Source organism: Cytobacillus sp. GQ23 (assembly GCF_059758675.1).
On sequence record NZ_JCAXER010000033.1, the window covers coordinates 16559 to 34663 of the forward strand.

Genomic DNA, 18105 nt, shown 5'->3' on the forward strand with positions numbered 1-18105 from the left:
GGATTATGATAATGATAGGATTATTTAGTTTAACGAAGGATTTTAGAAGTATGATAATACATATATTAACGGCAATTACAGCTTGGGGGACTGCAAATGGCGAAAGTTTTAGCATTTCTTAAGCCTTACCGGATCGCGGTGGCCATAGCTCTGTCATTAATGCTGACGGAGCTTGCTGTTGAACTTATTCAGCCATTATTCATGGCAAAAATCATAGATGAAGGCATTTTGCAAAATGATCTTCAGGAGGTTGTAAAGTGGGGAGGCATTATGCTGGCTGCTTCTTTTGTTTCTTTTGCCGCTGGGGTCATTAATTCTTTTTATGCGGCACATGTCAGCCAGAGCTTTGGTTTTGATGTAAGGAAAAGCTTATATGATAAGGTTCAATCCTTCTCCTTTGCCAACTTTAATCTATTTCCGACCTCTTCTTTAATTACCCGTATAACAAATGATATTACGCAGCTTCAGAATACAGTTTTTATGGGCCTTCGAATCATGATGAGAGCGCCTCTCTTAATCATCGGCGGACTTATCATGGCATTTGTGGTAGATGTGAAGCTTGCTCTTATCTTATCAGCTGTGGCCCCTTTTCTTTTTCTATTTCTGTTTTGGGTAATGGGAAAAGGCGGCGCGCTTTTTAAGGCAGTCCAGGAAAAGCTCGACTCTGTGAACAGCGTCATGCAGGAGAACCTGACGGGGATCCGGCTAATTAAAGCGTTTGTCCGCAGAAATCATGAAGTGAAACGCTTCACGCGCACAAATGAGGATCTCAGAGATAGTACCGTTAAAGCATTGCGTCTGATGGAAGTGACCATGCCTGTTTTGCTTTTCATCATGAATCTTAGTATTCTTGGCGTCCTTTGGTTTGGGAGCATACAGGTAAATTCAGGTGATGTAAAGGTAGGCGAGGTTGTTGCGATTGTGAACTATGCAACCAGAATAACCGCAGCCTTCTCCATTTTTTCCTGGATTATCATGGCGTTTTCAAGGGCTAGGGCCTCTGCGAACCGTGTAAAAGAAGTATTGGACACTGAAGTGGATTTAACTGACCGTTCAGAATCTCTTGATATGAAGGAGTTAACTGTGAGCCAGGGCGAAATTCACTTTAAAGATGTTTCTTTCAAATATCCCGGAACTTCAGAGAAGGTACTCGATGGCATCAGCTTTACCGTCCATCCCGGGGAAACAGTGGCGATATTGGGTGCAACAGGCTCCGGAAAAACCTCTCTGTTCCAGCTGATCCCCCGGCTTTATGATGTAACCGGAGGAAAGGTAGAAATTGATGGGCACGATGTCAGGGAACTGAAAATGGAAAACCTCCGCATGAAAATCGGTTTTGTTCCTCAGGAAGCCCTGCTTTTTACAGGCAGTGTGAAAGAGAATATATCATGGGGCAAAGAACATGCAACGATGGAGGAAATTACTGAAGCAGCTGTCAATGCGCAGATACATGAAACCATCATGAAGCTTCCGCAGGGCTATGAAACAAGAGTGGGGCAAAAGGGTGTTAACTTATCAGGCGGGCAAAAGCAGCGTCTTTCCATTGCCAGGGCGCTTGTAAGAAAGCCTAAAATCCTTCTTCTTGATGACAGCACAAGTGCACTGGATATGAAAACAGAAGCAAAACTTCTGAGTTCATTGAAAGAGTATACCTGTACAACATTGATTATTACACAGAAAATCAGCACAGCAATGGAAGCAGACAGAATCTTGCTGCTTGAAGATGGAATGCTTCTTGCTGAAGGAGACCACGAGAATCTTCTTAAGACATCCGGATTGTATAAACGGATTTTTCAATCCCAGTCTGGAGAGGAGAACAGAGACTATGCTTAAGCACCTAATAAAACCTTTCCAATACAAAAAGATTCCACTTGAACTGAATGGAAAATTTCCTAAAGGGAAAAAGCCTAAGTCTGAAAACATGGGGTCTACACTCAAAAGAATCTGGTCCTATTTAGCCTTTAATAAGGGTTTGTTATATCTCGTTTTATTAATGGTGGTCATCAGCTCGGCTATGGGGCTGCTTGGCCCATATTTAGTCGGAATGGCTATTGACGATTATATTGTCACAAAAAATAGTGATGGATTTATCGCCTTACTGATCTGGCTCGGAGTCATCTATGTGACGAACTCACTTGCTCTCTGGTTTCAGAATTATTGGATGATCGGCATTGCACAGGAAACGGTTTTTACAATGAGAACAAAGCTTTTTAGTCATTTGCACAAACTGCCCATTCCGTTCTTTGACAAGCGCCAGCAGGGGGAACTGATGAGCAGGGTAACAAATGATATTGAAAATGTCAGCTCGACACTTAACAGTTCAGTGATCCAGGTGTTTTCAAGCCTGCTGACTCTGATTGGAACTGTCTCTGTTATGGTGTGGCTAAGTCCTTTGCTAACCCTCATTACCCTGATCATTGTGCCGCTGATGTATTTGGGCATGAAGTGGATTACAGCACGGACAGGACGATTATTTAAAGAGCAGCAAAAGAATCTTGGAGAGCTGAACGGTTATATTGAAGAGACCATATCAGGACAGAGGATCATCAAGACCTTTTCACAGGAACAGAAGGTGATCGCCGAGTTCCGGGAAAAAGGGGAAAAACTTAAGCTGGCTGGATTTTGGGCCCAAACCTATTCCGGGTTTATCCCGAAATTGATGAATGTCCTGAACAACATGAGCTTTGCCATCATCGCCGGGGTAGGGGGGATTTTTGCCCTGAATGGCATGATCTCAATCGGTGTAATTGTCGTGTTCACGGAGTATTCCCGGCAATTTACACGTCCGCTTAATGACCTGGCAAACCAATTTAATACCCTACTCTCTGCAATTGCAGGAGCTGAGCGGGTATTTGACATCATGGATGAGGAGGAAGAATTCCGAAATGAAGAGAGGCTCAAAGACCTTGGTGAAGTAAAAGGTGAGGTCGAATTTCAGGATGTTTCTTTTTCATATGAAGAAGACGGAAATACGGTAAGAAACGTAAAACTTCATGTCAAAGCAGGCCAGACCGCTGCTTTCGTTGGTCCGACAGGTGCAGGAAAGACCACCATGATCAATTTGCTCTCCCGGTTTTATGAACGGGACTCAGGCTGTATTTTAATTGATGGTGAGGATATCGCCAGTGTGAAAAAAGAAAGCCTTAGAAAACATATGGGATTTGTCCTGCAGGATTCCTTTCTATTCCGTGGCACTGTGCGCGAAAATATTCGCTACGGCAGGCTGGAAGCTTCAGATAAAGAAGTGATGGAGGCAGCTAAGCTTGCTAATGCCCATTCATTTATCATGAAACTTCCTCAGCAGTATGATACAGTGCTGAGCCAGGATGGAAATGGCATTAGCCAGGGGCAAAAGCAGCTTCTTTCCATTGCACGTGCATTTCTGGCCAACCCGGACATATTAATTCTGGATGAAGCCACGAGCAGCATTGATACAGTAACAGAGCTTAAAATTCAGGATGCTCTTCAGGAGCTGATGAAAGGAAGGACCAGCTTTGTCATTGCCCACCGTTTGAACACAATTCAAAATGCCGATAAGATTTTTGTTCTCAATGAGGGCCGGATTATTGAGGAAGGAACACATGACTCACTGCTTAAACAGGAGGGCTTTTATTATCGGCTGCATGGGAAAGCGGCCGCAAGGGCAAATGCGTGAATAATATGTAAAGGCGGACTTGATTATAAATCAAATCCGCCTTTTTTGCTGCTCTATCAAATGACATTTTTTTCTTTTGCTTCTTTTAGCCAGTCCGGAAATTCGTTCAGAAGGAGGTCATATAGTTCGTTATCAGAGATGGCCTCTACATCTTTAATGTGGAAAAAATTTGCGTTATCAATATAGCGGCCGTCCATTTCATCCAGCTTTTCCAATACCTCAAAGTTCGAATCGCCAATCCCGACAAACTGCCAGAACAATGGTTTATCGGATGAGGAAACCACCGGCTTTTTGATGGTTCTTTTGCAGCCGCCATCATTAATGAAAACAATGAAAGCAGGATCTTTGCTCGGTTCTTCAGAGGTATATTTCTGAATGACATCCTCCATTACCGGAGGCTCATCATTTCTTCCGAATTTGTGAATCAGATCATTATTTAAAATATACTGATCCACATATCCTTCAAAATCATGTTCGGTTACCGGCTTCAGCCTGGAAAATTCATTATCATACACCCAAACATCCAGTGAGCCATCATCATCAAACTGGCTGGCAACAGCTAAGATTCTCTCCACAACCCTCTGAACAGTCCCATTTTTATATAACTTTCGCATGGAGCCTGAAATGTCCAGCACCAGACCTACTCTCGCTGTAACATTTGTCAGATTCTTTTTCTCCAGCACAATGCCGGCTGATTTTTTTAATAAACTAATAGCGCTCATTTCAGTGAATCCCCCTTTTATCATATAGTCAAAAATTTACCATATTGGGAGACTGTTCACATCAAAAAAGCCTCTTAATTTGAAAATTTCATAGCAAAGCCGATCAGCATTTTTTCATATAAATGAATGGAATGCGGAAGGACGTATTCCTTATCACCGTGCCAATTCATGCCTGTTGGGCCAAATTCAATAGCTGGTATCCCGTAATTGGCAAAGAAAACAGTATCCGCGGACCCATGCTGGCCAAAGAAAACAGCTTTATCTTCGGTGTACTTTTCCACAATGGGTTCAAGCATCAGGATGAAGGGATTATCTCTTTCTGTTACAAGCGGCTTTGAGAACATATTCATGATAATTTCCCCATCTGTGATATCCTCAATTTGTTTGATGATCTCTTCATGATTCTGCTGGGGCAAATAGCGGATATCATAAGACATTACACATTTTTCAGGCACCTTATTATAAACATCACCTCCGTTTATTTTCGCCAGATTAATTGAAGGATGTGGGAAAAATTCCGATGATTCCTTTGCAAAAGGCAATTCTAATAATTTCTGATGTACTTCAAAAGCCTTTTCTATAGCATTGATTCCTTCCCAAGGGCGGCTTCCGTGGGCTGGATCTCCTTCTATTTCTATGTCAAGCCTGATTACCCCCTTGGCTTCGAGTGCAATTCCAAGCTGAGTAGGTTCAGAGCAAATGACAAAATCGCCGCGATATCCCTGTTCTGCCAGATACCCGGAACAATTAAAGCCGCCGATTTCTTCATCTGAAACAATTTGAAGCTGAATTTTTACGCCAATAGGCATATTTTTGAGCTCTTTTACCGCACACATCATAGCGGCAACTCCTGCTTTCATATCCGCAGCGCCCCGGCCATAAATCTTATCGCGGATTTCTGCAGGGATGAATTGTTCTTCTTTTCCTGATACAACATCCACATGTCCGTTGAAAATAACGGTCCGATCACCGCTTCCAATTTCACAGACAGCCATTTTATAGCCATTGTTTTCGATGATTCTGGAAGGGAGGTCATGTCCCGACAGCCATTGGTGGCAATATTCAATGGCCTGGTTTGCTCCCTCCTTTGAAGAGCTGTTAATGGAAATAAGGTCTTTCAATAAGTTTTCGAGCATATGTCAAAGGTCCTCCTTTAGTAAAGCGATAATTTACACAGTACTCTCTACCTATTCCCGCTTTGTGAGGATGAAAACGGCCTGTTTGGGCACGGCCCAATATTTGTGAAGAATTGGTGAAGTATATTGCGGAAAGAGGGAGGATGGAGTATATTATAAGTGAGGAAAGTTAGTGAAGTATTTCACAAATAAATTCACTAAGAATGCTTTCTTCCCAAGAGCTGGCCGGCTTTTAAAATACCCAGGAGGGAAAATTTTAAGAAATTATGTGAAAAATTTCACAATAATATTATGGAGATGATTACAATGAAATGGTGGAAAACTCCTCAGGCAGCAATGGTGTGGACAGTATTAAGAGTATGGCTTGGAATACAATGGCTTGAAGCAGGGTGGCATAAGGTAGCAGACGGTTTTAATGCAGGCGGGTTCATACAGGGGGCCATTGCTAATGCCGCCGGCGATCATCCTGCAGTGCAGGGCTGGTATGCGGGATTCCTTGAAAATGTAGCACTGCCAAACGCGGATCTATTCAGCACTCTGGTGGCATGGGGCGAAGTTCTTGTCGGGATTGGACTTATCCTTGGAGCTGCGACCATTCCGGCTTTAGTTGCAGCAGCTTTCATGAATCTAAACTTCTTATTAGCAGGAACAACAAGCACTAACCCGATACTATATACAGCAGCCATCATCCTTCTATTCACAGGTGCAGGCGCTTACTGCTGGGGGATTGACAGATTCGCCATCCCATATATTAAGACAATGAAGAAAGGCGGACACGGCATAGGTAAAAGAGAAGCACACACTCATTAACGTGAAAATGAAAGAAGCAGGAACCTGATGCTCCTGCTTCTTTTTTACCTTTGAGCTAGCGCTTTTTTCGGCTATATGCTCGCTGATTGGCAGCATTGGAACGTGCCATTGCCTCGAGATCTTCTTGATCGGCGAGTTCGCGGTTAAATTCTACGTCAATGCCGTCAGATTTCATGCTTTTAGGTACTTGTGGAAGTGATGCTTTGTTTTTATCACGAGTTTTATGTCCATGTGCACGGCCCATTGCAAATAACCCCTTTCAGCAATAAAGGTACGGAAACTCAGATGTTTCCGTACCTTTATCATGTACCATAGATCAGGGCGGTATGAGTGGAAATTAATGTCTAGGCTGTCTGCCTGCAAATCCGCCAGCTTTGTCAGCCCGCTTGAATTCTCTTGAATAGGTTACTTCCTGCATGCTTGATAAGGTGCTTTTGGATTTGTCTTTTTTCTTATTATCCACTTTACATCATCCTTTCAAAATAAGGGTACACACTTCCCTTATTTTTCCCTTATTTGACAAAAATGATACAAATTTCATTGATAAATATTCCTTAGGGCAGACATTAGATCAGGATATAAGAAATTGTAACCGGATGCCTGCAATTTTTCGGGAAGCACTTTTTGCCCTTCTAATACCAGGGTACTCATCTCCCCGAGAGCAATTTTTAGAGCAAAAGCGGGAGCGGGCATCCAGTGCGGACGATTAAGAACCTCACCAAGTGTTTTTCCAAATTCGTTCATTGTCAGGGGATTTGGGGATGTAAAATTAACGGGACCTTGAAGCTGCTCGTGTTCTATGCAAAACAGGATTCCGTTTACAACATCATCTAAATGAATCCAGGAAACCCATTGCTCACCTGTTCCAACAGGCCCTCCGGCAAATAATTTGTAAGGAAGGGCCATACGGGGAAGGGCACCATCGTTCTTTTCGAGAATGATTCCAAACCTGCAGAAAAGGGTCCGGACTTCAAATGCTTCTGCTTTAGTGGCTTCTTCTTCCCAGCGTCTTACTGTTTCAGCTAAAAAATCAGTGCCGCTTTTTCTGGTGTCCTCAGTAAAGGTTTCATTTCGGGATATGCCATAGTAGCCGACGGCACTGGCATTGATTAAGGTGTACGGCTTCTCTTCCAGGCGGCTAATAATGCGGAGAACTTCCCTGGTGGCTGTAATGCGGCTGTTTACTATCCGCTTTTTGCGTACCTCTGTCCATCTTCCGCTGTTAATAGACTCACCAGCCAGGTTGATAAACACGTCAATGCCTTCGAGAGCATCCTCAGGCGAGTCATCATCGCTCAGCCATTGAACATAATTCAAGTTTTTAGAAGCCTTTTTATCAGCTGTATTTCTTGTAAGAATGAATAGTTCATGTTTCTTTTCCAGCAATTGTTTAACCAAGGCGCTTCCAACAAAGCCAGTTCCGCCGGTGATGGCAATTCTCATGGGAGATTCCCCTTTCATGTGTCATACTTTGCTACATTTTACGACGTTTTCTTTCAAAATCCTTTTTTGGATGTGTTACATTTAAGATAAGAGGTGGAGAAAATGCCGACTATTACGAAGATCACTGTCCAGAAAAAAAGCAAAGACCGCTATAATATATATATGGATTATGGGAAAGGTGAAGAATATGCATTTAGTGTGGATGAAGATGTTTTAATTAAGCATCAGCTCAAAAAGGGAATGGAGCTAGATGAATTCTCTTTAAATGAGATTGGCTACCAGGATGATATCCGGAAAGCCTATAACAGGGCTATTCATTATTTATCCAGAAGAATGCGCTCAGAAACCGAAGTCCGCAAACATCTAGCTGAAAAAGAAGTGGAAGAACCGGTTATTCAGGAAGTTATCCACAAATTGTATGATTACCATTTTTTAAACGATGAAGAATTTGCAGCCGCTTTTGTGCGTACCCAAATGAACACTTCAGATAAAGGGAAAGGGCTGATCCGCACGGAGCTGAAGGAGAAAGGGATTTCCCCTCAATTAATCGAACAGGCGTTAGAAGAATATCCAAGGAATGCTGAATTATCTGCCGCCATAAGGCTGTGTGAAAAGTATTCAAAGAAATATGCCCGTGATTCATCCAAAATCCTTAAGCAAAAGCTGGAACAGATGTTAATGCGTAAAGGCTTTGTTTTTGACATCATTCAAGAAGCTGTATCTGAAACGGAGATTGATAAAGAAGAGGATGAAGAACTGGCTGCCCTGAGGTTCCAGGCGGAAAAAGCAAAGAAAAAATATGCAGGTCTTCCTGAGTTCGAATATACTCAAAAAATGAAGCAGGCTTTATTCAGAAAAGGTTTTACTTTTGACCTGATAGAGCAATTTTTAAGTGAAGAAGAATAACACATGGAGGACCATGTGTTATTTTTTTGATTCGATGACAATTGAATCATCTTCCATATGATCAAGAATCATTTCTGCCACTTCTTTAGGAGAGCGAAGCCTCGATTTGTCCTTGATATGGTCGCTTTCATCCCAGAAAGGGGTGTCCATTCCGCCCATATAAACAGCTTTAACTTTAATATTTGTGTTCTCCAGCTCCTTCTGAAGGCTCTCGGTAAATCCTCTTACAGCAAATTTGCTTGCCACATACACAGATTCATTAACTTTCCCTTTTAAGCCCGCGGTCGAAATGATATTCATCAGCAGGCCTTCATTCTTTTCTTTTAAAAAGGGCAGAATAGCCTGTGTCATATGAATAGTGCCCAGCGTGTTAGTGTCGAACATTTCCTGAATGTCCTGCTCTGAAAGGCTGTTAAAAGGCCCGAAATGCCCAACCCCGGCATTGTTTAAAAGCCCATAGAGTTCATGATCCTGAATTTGTGTCATTAATTTGCTGATCTCTTTGGTTTTGGTGATATCTAATGTATGGACTTCAGCGCTTCCGCCGGCCTCACGGATTTCCTGTTCTACGCTCTGCAGCTTGTCCAATGTCCTGCCTGTTAAAATAGTATGTAATCCCTGTCTGGCAAATAATAAAGCAAGCTCTTTTCCCAAACCCGACCCCGCTCCGGTAATGATGACTGACTTCATTTGAATCCTCCTTTGAAACGTCTTATAATCATCATCTTAGCAAAAAAGTCCAATACATGCGAAAAGCATCAAAACGGATGCAGCGGCCTTTTCTAATCGCTCATTTTCTCATATACTTAGGAGTGTGTGGTTTAAAAGCCCGCAATGTAAATATTTGATTACTGAGTTGATTGGAGCGGAAGGTGCGAGATCCTCGAAAATACATACGCATTTTCTTCGTGCGATGTGTCCTCAAGGAAGCTTACTCAACGTCCTACTGGAGTAGCGAACCAGGGGAGACCCCGCAGACTCAGGAGCGTCGAGGAGGCTCCCGGTAGCCCCATGGTTTGCTGAGTGCCTGGAGCGTAAATCAACGGTTATGATTAATAGACTAAACAAAATCAAGTATTAACCAAGATGGTATCTTCAATAGAGAAAGTAAGAGGGATTAATATGCAGGATAAAAGATACAGTACAATGTCTACCTATGAGCTTCAGCAGGAAATTGCCAGTTTGAATGAAAAAGCAAGGAAAGCTGAACAGATGGGCATGGTAAATGAGTTTGCCGTGCTTGAACGCAAAGCCATAATGGCGAAATCCTACCTGCTCAATCCGGATGATTTCGCGCCCGGTGAAATTTATGAAATTGACGGGGATCCAGGAGTTTACTTTAAAATTGACTATATGAATGGCGTATTTGCCTGGGGATTCCGGCTGAATGGAAGCAAAGGGGAAGAGGCTCTGCCTATATCTATGCTAAAAAAAGTAGAGAAAAAAGAATAATTAACAATCAGAGGGCGAAAACCCTCTGATTGAAGCTTCCTTTAAGAATTTTTGCGAATCTGCCGTTTTAAAATAATGAGGTCTTGAGTTTGCTGGGTCTCGCCATTTACTTGTGAATGTGCGCGTTTTGGCCTAAAGTGCGGTGAAGTAAATGGACTGGAATAAGGATTATCTCCAAAAAAGTTTTTGCTGTTTCCCATAACCAAGCCTCCCAGTATTTTAAAATTCTGGTGTGTCACTTTCGCGGTTTGATGAAGCTTTCATTCGTTCCTGAGGGTGCGTGTTAATTGTGCCATCTGCCCGGCGTGAAGCATACTCTGCTTTGGCCCGCGGCTCCCCCTCCAATTTAATATTGTTCTGATTTGGAAAATTTCTCGCTTTATTGCGCATAACAAGCCTCCTAAACCGGAATAAGAGCGTGACAAGCTTTAGCCAATCACGTACTACTATTATTTGTACTTTACGGAAGGCTATGAAGGAATAAAGGTATTAATAAATGGTAAAGAGGTGATTTTTATGAATGAGTACCAGCAAAAGCTGTATGAACTTTTATTGGAAAAGAATAATATGCTTTCAGCAAATCAGGCAAGGACATGGATTGAACTGCTCTGGGAAGATTTCGAAGCGACTTATGCCAAGGCTGGAAGACAATACAAAGGTGCTGAAATGACAGAAAGGATTGTAAGGCAATGGGTAGAAAATTATGGAGCCAGGCTCCATGAATTTGTTGCCAATAATCCTAAATACAAGCATTTGCTTGAGCAGGATAAAAATAAGCTAAATTAAAAACAGGCTGCCAATTGAAGCAGCCTGTTTTCATTAGCCGGGGAGTATATCCAGTTTTTTTCGAAGCTTTTCCTCGCTGAAAATCCAGCCTGTATAGGATGATTGAATGTTAAGGTCCCGATCGAGCTGGACCACAGCGACAAATGGATAATGTCCATTGCTCCGATAGCGGAGGTCAATGAAACGAACTTCGTAATAGTCATCATATTCATCCACTTCCCAGCGGTAAACCGGTGAGAAGGATAGGAAGGCAGATAAATTCTTATCATTCTTTGCGGCTTCTATAACAGGTGTCTCGGGAACCGGAACGCGATTAAATTGATCGAGTATCCGTACATGATTCTTAACTGCGCGCCCGACAAAAAACTGCTGCCTGCTCATCACCGCCACACGCCATTGATTAAATCTCATGGTTGGGGCAATGATGATGTCAGTGGCATCCGGTATCATAACCTTGACGGCATTTTTTACACTTCTCTGGGCTGCAAACCGCAGAAGGTAATAAACAAAAATAATGCCATAAATGATTAAAAAGGTATAACCGGGATGGGCACCGAATGCCCATATAAATAATCCTGCTACATGGATCCCAAAGATGAATGGATCAAATGTGTTAATAATCCCCAGTGCTACCCATTTAGATGAAAAGGGCCTGAGCGCCTGTGTTCCATATGCATTAAATATATCTACGAAAACATGCAGGAAGACAGCTAAAAAAGTCCATAGCCATAAATGAAGCAAATTAGCTGACGGAAAAAACGGATAAACCACTGCAAGGATGACAAGAGGCCAAAGCAGTACAGCTGGTATGGAATGGGTAATTCCCCTGTGATTGCGAATATAAACGGCATTATTTCTTAATTTTAAGACAGTATCTATATCAGGTATTTGTGAACCGACGATGGCCCCAATCATGACACTGGTTGCTGTAGCAGAACTCTCTGCAACAACGGGATCAAGAGTGGCAATGCCGCCAATCGCCAGGCCCATCACGATATGTGTGCCGGTATCCAAGAGGAAATACCTCCTTCCTTGGTAACAATTCTTATGTGAGGCTAGTTATATTTGGGGGTTACCTAATTAAAGTGTACTAACAAAACTCTTGTATTCACAGCTGAATATGGGTACCTTTAAAGGTGTCGCAAAAGTTGGAGCAAAATGTTCACTTATGATTCATGCAGCGACTGTACTAATATATTCCCATATTTTCCGATTGTTTAACATCAGGAGGAATAAAAAATTGAAAGAAGTTAGTCAAAATACAATCGAATCAACAGATATAAAAGGATTTCAGGATGATTTGCTCAGATGGTTCGAAGCCGAGCAAAGGGATTTGCCCTGGAGAAAGGATCAGGATCCGTACAAAGTCTGGGTCTCCGAGATCATGCTCCAGCAAACGAGGGTGGATACTGTCATTCCATATTTCCTCCGTTTTATTGAACAGTTTCCGACCATCAAGGATCTTTCTGAAGCAGACGAAGAAAAGGTTTTAAAAGCCTGGGAGGGTCTGGGCTATTATTCACGGGCAAGAAATCTCCAGGCTGCCGTCAGAGAGGTTCATGAAAAATATGGCGGCAAAGTTCCTGATACGCCAAAAGAGATCTCTTCCTTAAAAGGAGTAGGGCCCTATACTGCAGGAGCCATTCTCAGTATTGCGTACGGCATACCTGAACCGGCTGTGGACGGCAATGTAATGCGTGTCCTTTCGCGCATCCTGTCCATTTGGGAAGATATCGCCAAGCCATCTTCCAGGAAAATCTTTGAGTCTTCTGTCCGCACATTAATTTCACATGAAAATCCTTCCTATTTCAACCAGGCGCTTATGGAGCTTGGCGCATTAATATGTACACCAACTTCTCCTTCCTGCTTATTATGCCCGGTGAGAGAACATTGTACTGCGTTTTATGAAGGGACTCAGCAGGAGCTGCCCGTAAAAACAAAAACCAAAAAGCAAAGAAATGTGCAGCTGGCAGCAGCGGTCCTAATGGATGATCAAGACAGGGTGCTGATACACAAAAGACCCGGCAAAGGCCTGCTTGCTAATCTCTGGGAATTTCCCATGGCAGAGATTAATATTGCTTATGTAAGCGACAAAGAGCAGATGAAAGATGTGTTCAGCACGCAATATGGCGCCAATGTGGATATACAGGATATGACAGGTCAGATCGAACACGTATTTTCCCATTTGACATGGAACATAAATGTTTATAAAGGAAAATTAATCAAAATTGAAGAGGAAAGAAACGATTTGAGATTAGTTACCCTTGAAGAAATAAAGGAATTTCCATTTCCGGTTTCCCATCAGAAAATCTGGAAGCAATATTTGGAAAGCAGAACATAGAAAAGGGGAACTTTCCCCTTTTCCCCTTAAAACTAATCAAAGCTGACCCTGGTTCCGTGAGTATAATCGGCTTCCTGTCTTTTCAGGCCGCCCCGGTTTTCTATTTCTTCAATAATTTCCCTATGGATGGTTTGACCCTCAGCATTTAAATAAGGCATGATCTGCTGAAACGAATGATGGTAAAAAGCAAGCTCACTGTCCTTCCAGTCCGATTTTGACATCATGGAAAGCTCTGTCATATCACGTCCGACAAACATTTGCCATCTTCCTTTCCTCAATTGGATTACAAATAGTGTTTTAATTCGAATTGCCTTATATACATGGAAAAAGCTAAAATGAAATCGGTAAGTTGTTTGCTTATAAATTCCCGGGATAATAATCCCTAAACAACAGAAATACATAACAGAAAGGAAATGGAACATGACACAAAAAGTAGCACTGGTTACAGGAAGCAGCAGAGGAATTGGAAAGGCAACAGCCATCAGGCTTGCTAAAGAAGGCTATGATATTGTCATCAATTACGCACGCAGCAAATCAGCAGCAAATGAAACAGCAGCCGAAATTGAGGCGCTTGGAAGAAAAGCTCTCGTTGTTAAAGCAAATGTGGGGGATGTAGAGAAAATTAAAGGCCTTTTCGCGGAGATTGACCGTGAATTTGGAAGGCTTGATGTGTTTGTCAACAATGCAGCTTCCGGGGTTCTGCGTCCGGTAATGGAACTGGAAGAATCCCATTGGGACTGGACAATGAATATTAACAGCAAAGCTCTGCTTTTCTGCGGTCAGGAAGCCGCAAAGCTAATGGAGAAAAGCGGAGGCGGAAAAATCGTAAGCATCAGCTCGCTCGGGTCGATCCGCTATCTGGAAAACTATACAACTGTTGGGGTTTCCAAGGCAGCTTTAGAAGCATTAACACGATACCTGGCTGTGGAGCTGGCCTCTAAGAATATCGTCGTAAACGCTGTTTCCGGCGGTGCAGTGGATACAGAAGCTTTAAAGCATTTCCCTAACCGTGCAGAGCTTTTAGAAGAAGCTAAGACCAAAACCCCTGCAGGACGCATGGTTGAAATTGAAGATATGGTGAATACGGTTATGTTCTTGTTAGGTGAGGAGTCCAGTATGATCCGCGGCCAGACGATTATTGTGGATGGAGGCATTTCTCTGCTTGTTTAAATAAATGGATATTTTTGGTTTGTTAAAAAGTTGGATAGTTTCCTCCCCTCCCGGTTAAATTAATGAGCGTGGAGGTGATAATCATGGCTAAACAACCAAACCAAACTCAAGCTGGAACTAACGTTCAAGAAGTGAGACAACAAAACGCACAATCTGCTGGCCAAGGCCAATTCGGTACTGAATTTGCCAGCGAAACAAATGCTGCTGAAGTAAGACAGCAAAACCAGCAAGCTGAAGCTCGCAAAGGTCAAAATGCAGGCAAACAAAGCCGCTAATAACATTTAAAGAAAGAAGCCGCCTTTTTAATGGAAAGGGCGGCTTCTTTTATTGTCTAAATCGTCCCATGTATTTTTCTCTGCACCTTCGACAAAACTTCCATAAAGTCAACATAACTAGTCAAAGGGTTAAAAAAAGGTACAGCGAAATTATAGGGTAGGAAAAATAATGGGGACGGTGGAACAAACATGGAGAACTTTAACAGTTTAGTTTCAGAACAGATGAAAACAATGGAAAAGCTTCTGTATCTTCAGAGTGAACTAGAGCGCTGCCAGGAGATTGAAGAGGAATTAAAAGCAATTCAGCAGGAAACCGAGCTGGAAAGCGTACAGTATGAAATAATAAGAATGAAAGAAGAGCTCAAACAAATTCATCGTATTTTTGAGCAGCAGACAGAAGAGGTCATCCGCTCCTATCAGAAAGTAAATGTAACCGTTTAAAGATAAACTCTCTATAATCTTTCGTTGTCTTCAAAACCTATAAAATAAGCCATTATATCCTTTTTTTACAGCCGTTGATACATTTCAATGGCTCTTTGTTTTAAAAATTTCCTTTTACCGTTATAATAGTAGAAAACAGGAATCGTACTTTGTTGCCTTTTTCTTTTGGATATTATTGAGTCATGCTGTGCAGTTGTGCGCGGGCATGAAGGGGAGGAAGCCTATTCAAGGCGCCAAAAAAGTATTATCAGGTTGCAAAGCTTCCGGAAGGAAAGTAGGGGAAAAAGAATGGCGGTACCCATCGAAGGCGAACCAATGCAAATACACAGCTATAAACATAATGGGCATATCCACCGCGTCTGGGAGGAAACAACCGTACTAAAAGGGACACAGAATTTAGTGATTGGCGGAAATGACCGGACAATCGTAACAGAATCTGACGGAAGAACTTGGGTGACCAGAGAGCCAGCCATTTGTTATTTTCATTCCCAGCACTGGTTTAATGTGATTGGAATGATTCGGGAAGATGGTGTTTATTATTATTGTAATATTAGTTCACCATTTATTTTTGATGGAGAAGCGTTAAAGTATATTGATTATGATCTTGATATCAAAGTATATCCGGACATGACATTCAATTTGCTTGACGAAGACGAGTACGAACGGCATCGTCAGGAAATGAATTATCCCGATGTGATTGACAGTATTCTTAAATCAAATGTGGACAATCTCATCCATTGGATCCGTCAGAGAAAAGGTCCTTTTGCACCCGACTTTATTGATATATGGTATGAACGTTATCTTACTTACAGACGCTAAAAAAGGGCTGAATGCCGAAAAAAACGCCTGTTGGACCTTGAGTCAGCAGGTTTTTATTTTGCGCTGAATCTGCATGATTGCGGGATTTTAGGGGTAAGTTTAAGAAAATAACTGGGAATGAGACAGAGAGGGGGCGATCCGGTTGGACAGTATAAAAAGATATTTAAGTTTCGTTAAGCCGTATCGGCTTCAGATTATCGGAACCATCATAATAGGCATCATTAAGTTTGCCATTCCGCTTTTGATTCCGCTTCTGATTAAGTATGTAATAGATGATATTATTGGCAATGAAGCATTAAGCCAGAGCGATAAGACGAGTACACTGTTAATGGTTATGGGTGTGATGATTGCTATATTTGTCATTGCCCGCCCGCCAATAGAGTATTACCGCCAATATTTTGCCCAGTGGGTAGCAAGCAAAATTTTATATGATATCCGGGACAGACTGTTTACCCACATTCAGAAGTTAAGCTTCAGATTCTATGCGAATACAAGAACAGGCGAAGTTATCTCCAGGGTAATAAATGATGTGGAGCAGACTAAGACCTTCATCGTGACCGGGTTAATGAATTTATGGCTTGATGTGGCAACCATTTTAATAGCAATTGCGATTATGCTGAAAATGGATGTTAGCCTGACGATCGTATCATTGCTTTTATTTCCGTTCTACGCTTTCTCGGTCAAATACTTTTTTGGGAATCTCAGAAAGCTGACTAGAGCACGGTCACAGGCTCTTGCAGAGGTACAGGGCTATCTTCATGAACGTGTTCAGGGGATGGCAGTTGTTAAAAGCTTTGCCATTGAGGATTATGAGCAAACCCAATTTGATGCGCAAAATAAGAATTTCCTGACAAAAGCGATCGACCATACGAAATGGAATGCAAAGGCATTTGCGGTTGTTAACACTATTACGGATATTTCACCGCTTTTGGTCATTGGATATTCAGGATATCAGGTTATTCAGGGGGAAATCTCCCTGGGTGTGATGATGGCATTTGTCGCTTATATAGATAGATTGTATGGCCCGCTTAGAAGGCTTGTTAACTCATCCACCACCTTAACCCAATCAATCGCATCCATGGACCGGGTATTTGAGTTAATTGATGAGAAATATGATATTGACGATTCACCAGATGCCATAGAATGCAGGGATGTTAAAGGGCATATTCAATTTGAAGAAGTCAGCTTTTCTTACAATGAGAATGAGCCTCCGGTTTTAAAGGAAATCAGCCTTGATGTATCGGCAGGGGAAACGATTGCCCTTGTAGGGATGAGTGGAGGAGGGAAGTCCTCTTTGGTAGGGCTGATTCCGCGTTTTTACGATGTGAATGAAGGGAGAATTCTGCTTGACGGCAGTGATATCCGTTCGTTTAAAGTTAGAAGCCTCCGGGATAAAATCGGGATGGTCCTTCAGGATAATATTTTGTTCAGTGAATCGGTTAAAACAAACATTCTTCTCGGCAAACCCAATGCCGCTGAAGAGGAAGTAATCGAGGCAGCCAAGGCTGCAAATGCCCACGAATTTATTATGAATTTGCCGGAAGGATATGATACCAAGGTTGGCGAGCGCGGTGTCAAACTGTCGGGAGGGCAGAAGCAGCGAATTGCCATTGCGAGAATCTTTCTGAAAAATCCGCCGATCCTTGTCCTTGATGAAGCCACATCAGCCCTTGACCTGGAAAGTGAACATCTGATACAGGAAGCATTGGAAAAGCTGGCTAAAGACCGGACGACCTTTATCGTGGCGCATCGCCTTTCAACCATCACACATGCAGATAGAATTATTCTGGTAGAGCATGGTGAAATTTCTGAAGCGGGAAGCCATGAAGAATTAATGAAAAAACAAGGCAATTATTATAAGCTTTTTCAGGTTCAGCAGCTTGAAAATTAGGCTAAAAGCCGGCTCTGTTTACAGGGCCGGCTTTATATTTGCTTTTTCATGGCAATGCGTCAAATTGTTATAGCATCAAAGTGCTGTAATCAGAAAAACGTCATGAATGTCCAATTTTTTCATAACTATTAGTAGGATATGTTAATTTTCCTTATTAAATTGCACTGAAAATTATATAATGTTTACTATATTTAAATAATTTTGAAAAATAAGTAGACTTAACCTATCTTTTTTTATAGAATGAAAAAAGATAGTGAC

Annotated in this window: 22 protein-coding genes; 12 read left to right on the forward strand and 10 right to left on the reverse strand. The window is 42.1% G+C overall.

Features of this window, described 5'->3' with window-relative positions:
• Positions 1-96 precede the first annotated feature (96 nt).
• Both AC6CHU_RS22145 and AC6CHU_RS22150 read left to right on the forward strand, forming a co-directional pair.
• Positions 97-1833 (forward strand): ABC transporter ATP-binding protein, encoded by a 1737-nt coding sequence (locus tag AC6CHU_RS22145; RefSeq protein WP_498122808.1) that lies wholly within the window; start codon positions 97-99, stop codon positions 1831-1833.
• Positions 1826-3655, forward strand: coding sequence for an ABC transporter ATP-binding protein (locus AC6CHU_RS22150; protein WP_498122810.1), 1830 nt, complete (start codon positions 1826-1828; stop codon positions 3653-3655). Before AC6CHU_RS22145 ends, AC6CHU_RS22150 begins: the two co-directional genes overlap by 8 nt.
• Positions 3656-3711: 56 nt before the next feature.
• Here the strand turns inward: AC6CHU_RS22150 and AC6CHU_RS22155 are convergent, their stop codons facing one another.
• Both AC6CHU_RS22155 and AC6CHU_RS22160 read right to left on the reverse strand, forming a co-directional pair.
• Complete coding sequence (locus AC6CHU_RS22155; protein WP_498122811.1) at positions 3712-4377, reverse strand: vWA domain-containing protein; 666 nt, start codon at positions 4375-4377, stop codon at positions 3712-3714.
• Between the two features lie 74 nt (positions 4378-4451).
• Positions 4452-5513 carry a M20 family metallopeptidase gene (locus AC6CHU_RS22160; protein WP_251283185.1) on the reverse strand — a complete coding sequence of 354 codons (1062 nt, stop codon included), beginning with the start codon at positions 5511-5513 and terminating at the stop codon, positions 4452-4454.
• A gap of 306 nt (positions 5514-5819) precedes the next feature.
• Between AC6CHU_RS22160 and AC6CHU_RS22165 the strand changes: the two genes are divergently transcribed.
• Positions 5820-6323, forward strand: coding sequence for a DoxX family protein (locus AC6CHU_RS22165; protein WP_498122813.1), 504 nt, complete (start codon positions 5820-5822; stop codon positions 6321-6323).
• Between the two features lie 55 nt (positions 6324-6378).
• On the opposite strand, the gene AC6CHU_RS22170 is transcribed toward AC6CHU_RS22165, so the two are convergent.
• From AC6CHU_RS22170 to AC6CHU_RS22180, 3 genes are all read right to left on the reverse strand, one after another.
• Positions 6379-6567, reverse strand: coding sequence for a YfhD family protein (locus AC6CHU_RS22170; protein ID WP_159861914.1), 189 nt, complete (start codon positions 6565-6567; stop codon positions 6379-6381).
• Between the two features lie 93 nt (positions 6568-6660).
• Complete coding sequence (locus AC6CHU_RS22175) at positions 6661-6786, reverse strand: YfhE family protein (protein ID WP_498122815.1); 126 nt, start codon at positions 6784-6786, stop codon at positions 6661-6663.
• Positions 6787-6860: 74 nt separating this feature from the next.
• Positions 6861-7766, reverse strand: coding sequence for a TIGR01777 family oxidoreductase (locus AC6CHU_RS22180; protein WP_498122816.1), 906 nt, complete (start codon positions 7764-7766; stop codon positions 6861-6863).
• A 102-nt stretch (positions 7767-7868) separates the two neighbouring features.
• Here AC6CHU_RS22180 and recX point away from each other — a divergent pair, with 102 nt between their 5' ends.
• A complete protein-coding gene (gene recX / locus AC6CHU_RS22185; protein WP_159861911.1) occupies positions 7869-8672 on the forward strand; it encodes a recombination regulator RecX in 804 nt (267 codons plus the stop codon).
• Positions 8673-8690: 18 nt separating this feature from the next.
• On the opposite strand, the gene AC6CHU_RS22190 is transcribed toward recX, so the two are convergent.
• Positions 8691-9362, reverse strand: coding sequence for an SDR family NAD(P)-dependent oxidoreductase (locus AC6CHU_RS22190; protein WP_159861910.1), 672 nt, complete (start codon positions 9360-9362; stop codon positions 8691-8693).
• A 432-nt stretch (positions 9363-9794) separates the two neighbouring features.
• Here AC6CHU_RS22190 and AC6CHU_RS22195 point away from each other — a divergent pair, with 432 nt between their 5' ends.
• Positions 9795-10124, forward strand: coding sequence for a YfhH family protein (locus tag AC6CHU_RS22195; protein ID WP_159861909.1), 330 nt, complete (start codon positions 9795-9797; stop codon positions 10122-10124).
• Positions 10125-10165: 41 nt separating this feature from the next.
• Here AC6CHU_RS22195 and AC6CHU_RS22200 read toward each other — a convergent pair whose 3' ends face one another.
• Together AC6CHU_RS22200 and AC6CHU_RS22205 are read right to left on the reverse strand one after the other, a co-directional pair.
• On the reverse strand, positions 10166-10324 hold the full coding sequence (locus AC6CHU_RS22200) for a YpzG family protein (protein WP_009335831.1): 159 nt from the start codon (positions 10322-10324) through the stop codon (positions 10166-10168).
• Between the two features lie 19 nt (positions 10325-10343).
• Positions 10344-10514: a small, acid-soluble spore protein K gene (locus AC6CHU_RS22205; protein ID WP_035326564.1), complete on the reverse strand. Its 171-nt coding sequence runs from the start codon at positions 10512-10514 to the stop codon at positions 10344-10346.
• 126 nt (positions 10515-10640) lie between these two features.
• On the opposite strand from AC6CHU_RS22205, the gene AC6CHU_RS22210 reads away from it, so the two are divergent.
• Complete coding sequence (locus AC6CHU_RS22210; protein ID WP_159861908.1) at positions 10641-10910, forward strand: YfhJ family protein; 270 nt, start codon at positions 10641-10643, stop codon at positions 10908-10910.
• Positions 10911-10943: 33 nt separating this feature from the next.
• On the opposite strand, the gene AC6CHU_RS22215 is transcribed toward AC6CHU_RS22210, so the two are convergent.
• On the reverse strand, positions 10944-11924 hold the full coding sequence (locus AC6CHU_RS22215) for a metal-dependent hydrolase (protein ID WP_498122818.1): 981 nt from the start codon (positions 11922-11924) through the stop codon (positions 10944-10946).
• A 226-nt stretch (positions 11925-12150) separates the two neighbouring features.
• Between AC6CHU_RS22215 and mutY the strand changes: the two genes are divergently transcribed.
• Positions 12151-13251 (forward strand): A/G-specific adenine glycosylase, encoded by a 1101-nt coding sequence (mutY, locus tag AC6CHU_RS22220; protein ID WP_251283179.1) that lies wholly within the window; start codon positions 12151-12153, stop codon positions 13249-13251.
• Between the two features lie 32 nt (positions 13252-13283).
• Here the strand turns inward: mutY and yfhS are convergent, their stop codons facing one another.
• On the reverse strand, positions 13284-13508 hold the full coding sequence (yfhS, locus tag AC6CHU_RS22225) for a mother cell protein YfhS (RefSeq protein ID WP_159861905.1): 225 nt from the start codon (positions 13506-13508) through the stop codon (positions 13284-13286).
• Between the two features lie 163 nt (positions 13509-13671).
• Here yfhS and fabL point away from each other — a divergent pair, with 163 nt between their 5' ends.
• The 5 genes from fabL (at position 13672) to AC6CHU_RS22250 (ending at position 17847) form a co-directional block, all read left to right on the forward strand.
• Positions 13672-14421, forward strand: a complete 750-nt coding sequence (fabL, locus tag AC6CHU_RS22230) for an enoyl-[acyl-carrier-protein] reductase FabL (RefSeq protein WP_159861904.1) — start codon at positions 13672-13674, stop codon at positions 14419-14421.
• Between the two features lie 83 nt (positions 14422-14504).
• Positions 14505-14696 carry a gamma-type small acid-soluble spore protein gene (locus AC6CHU_RS22235; RefSeq protein ID WP_009335838.1) on the forward strand — a complete coding sequence of 64 codons (192 nt, stop codon included), beginning with the start codon at positions 14505-14507 and terminating at the stop codon, positions 14694-14696.
• A 189-nt stretch (positions 14697-14885) separates the two neighbouring features.
• Complete coding sequence (locus AC6CHU_RS22240) at positions 14886-15137, forward strand: YgaB family protein (RefSeq protein WP_159861903.1); 252 nt, start codon at positions 14886-14888, stop codon at positions 15135-15137.
• Positions 15138-15425: 288 nt separating this feature from the next.
• Complete coding sequence (ntdP, locus tag AC6CHU_RS22245) at positions 15426-15956, forward strand: nucleoside tri-diphosphate phosphatase (protein WP_009335840.1); 531 nt, start codon at positions 15426-15428, stop codon at positions 15954-15956.
• Positions 15957-16098: 142 nt separating this feature from the next.
• Positions 16099-17847 carry an ABC transporter ATP-binding protein gene (locus AC6CHU_RS22250; RefSeq protein ID WP_498122821.1) on the forward strand — a complete coding sequence of 583 codons (1749 nt, stop codon included), beginning with the start codon at positions 16099-16101 and terminating at the stop codon, positions 17845-17847.
• Positions 17848-18105: the final 258 nt, after the last annotated feature.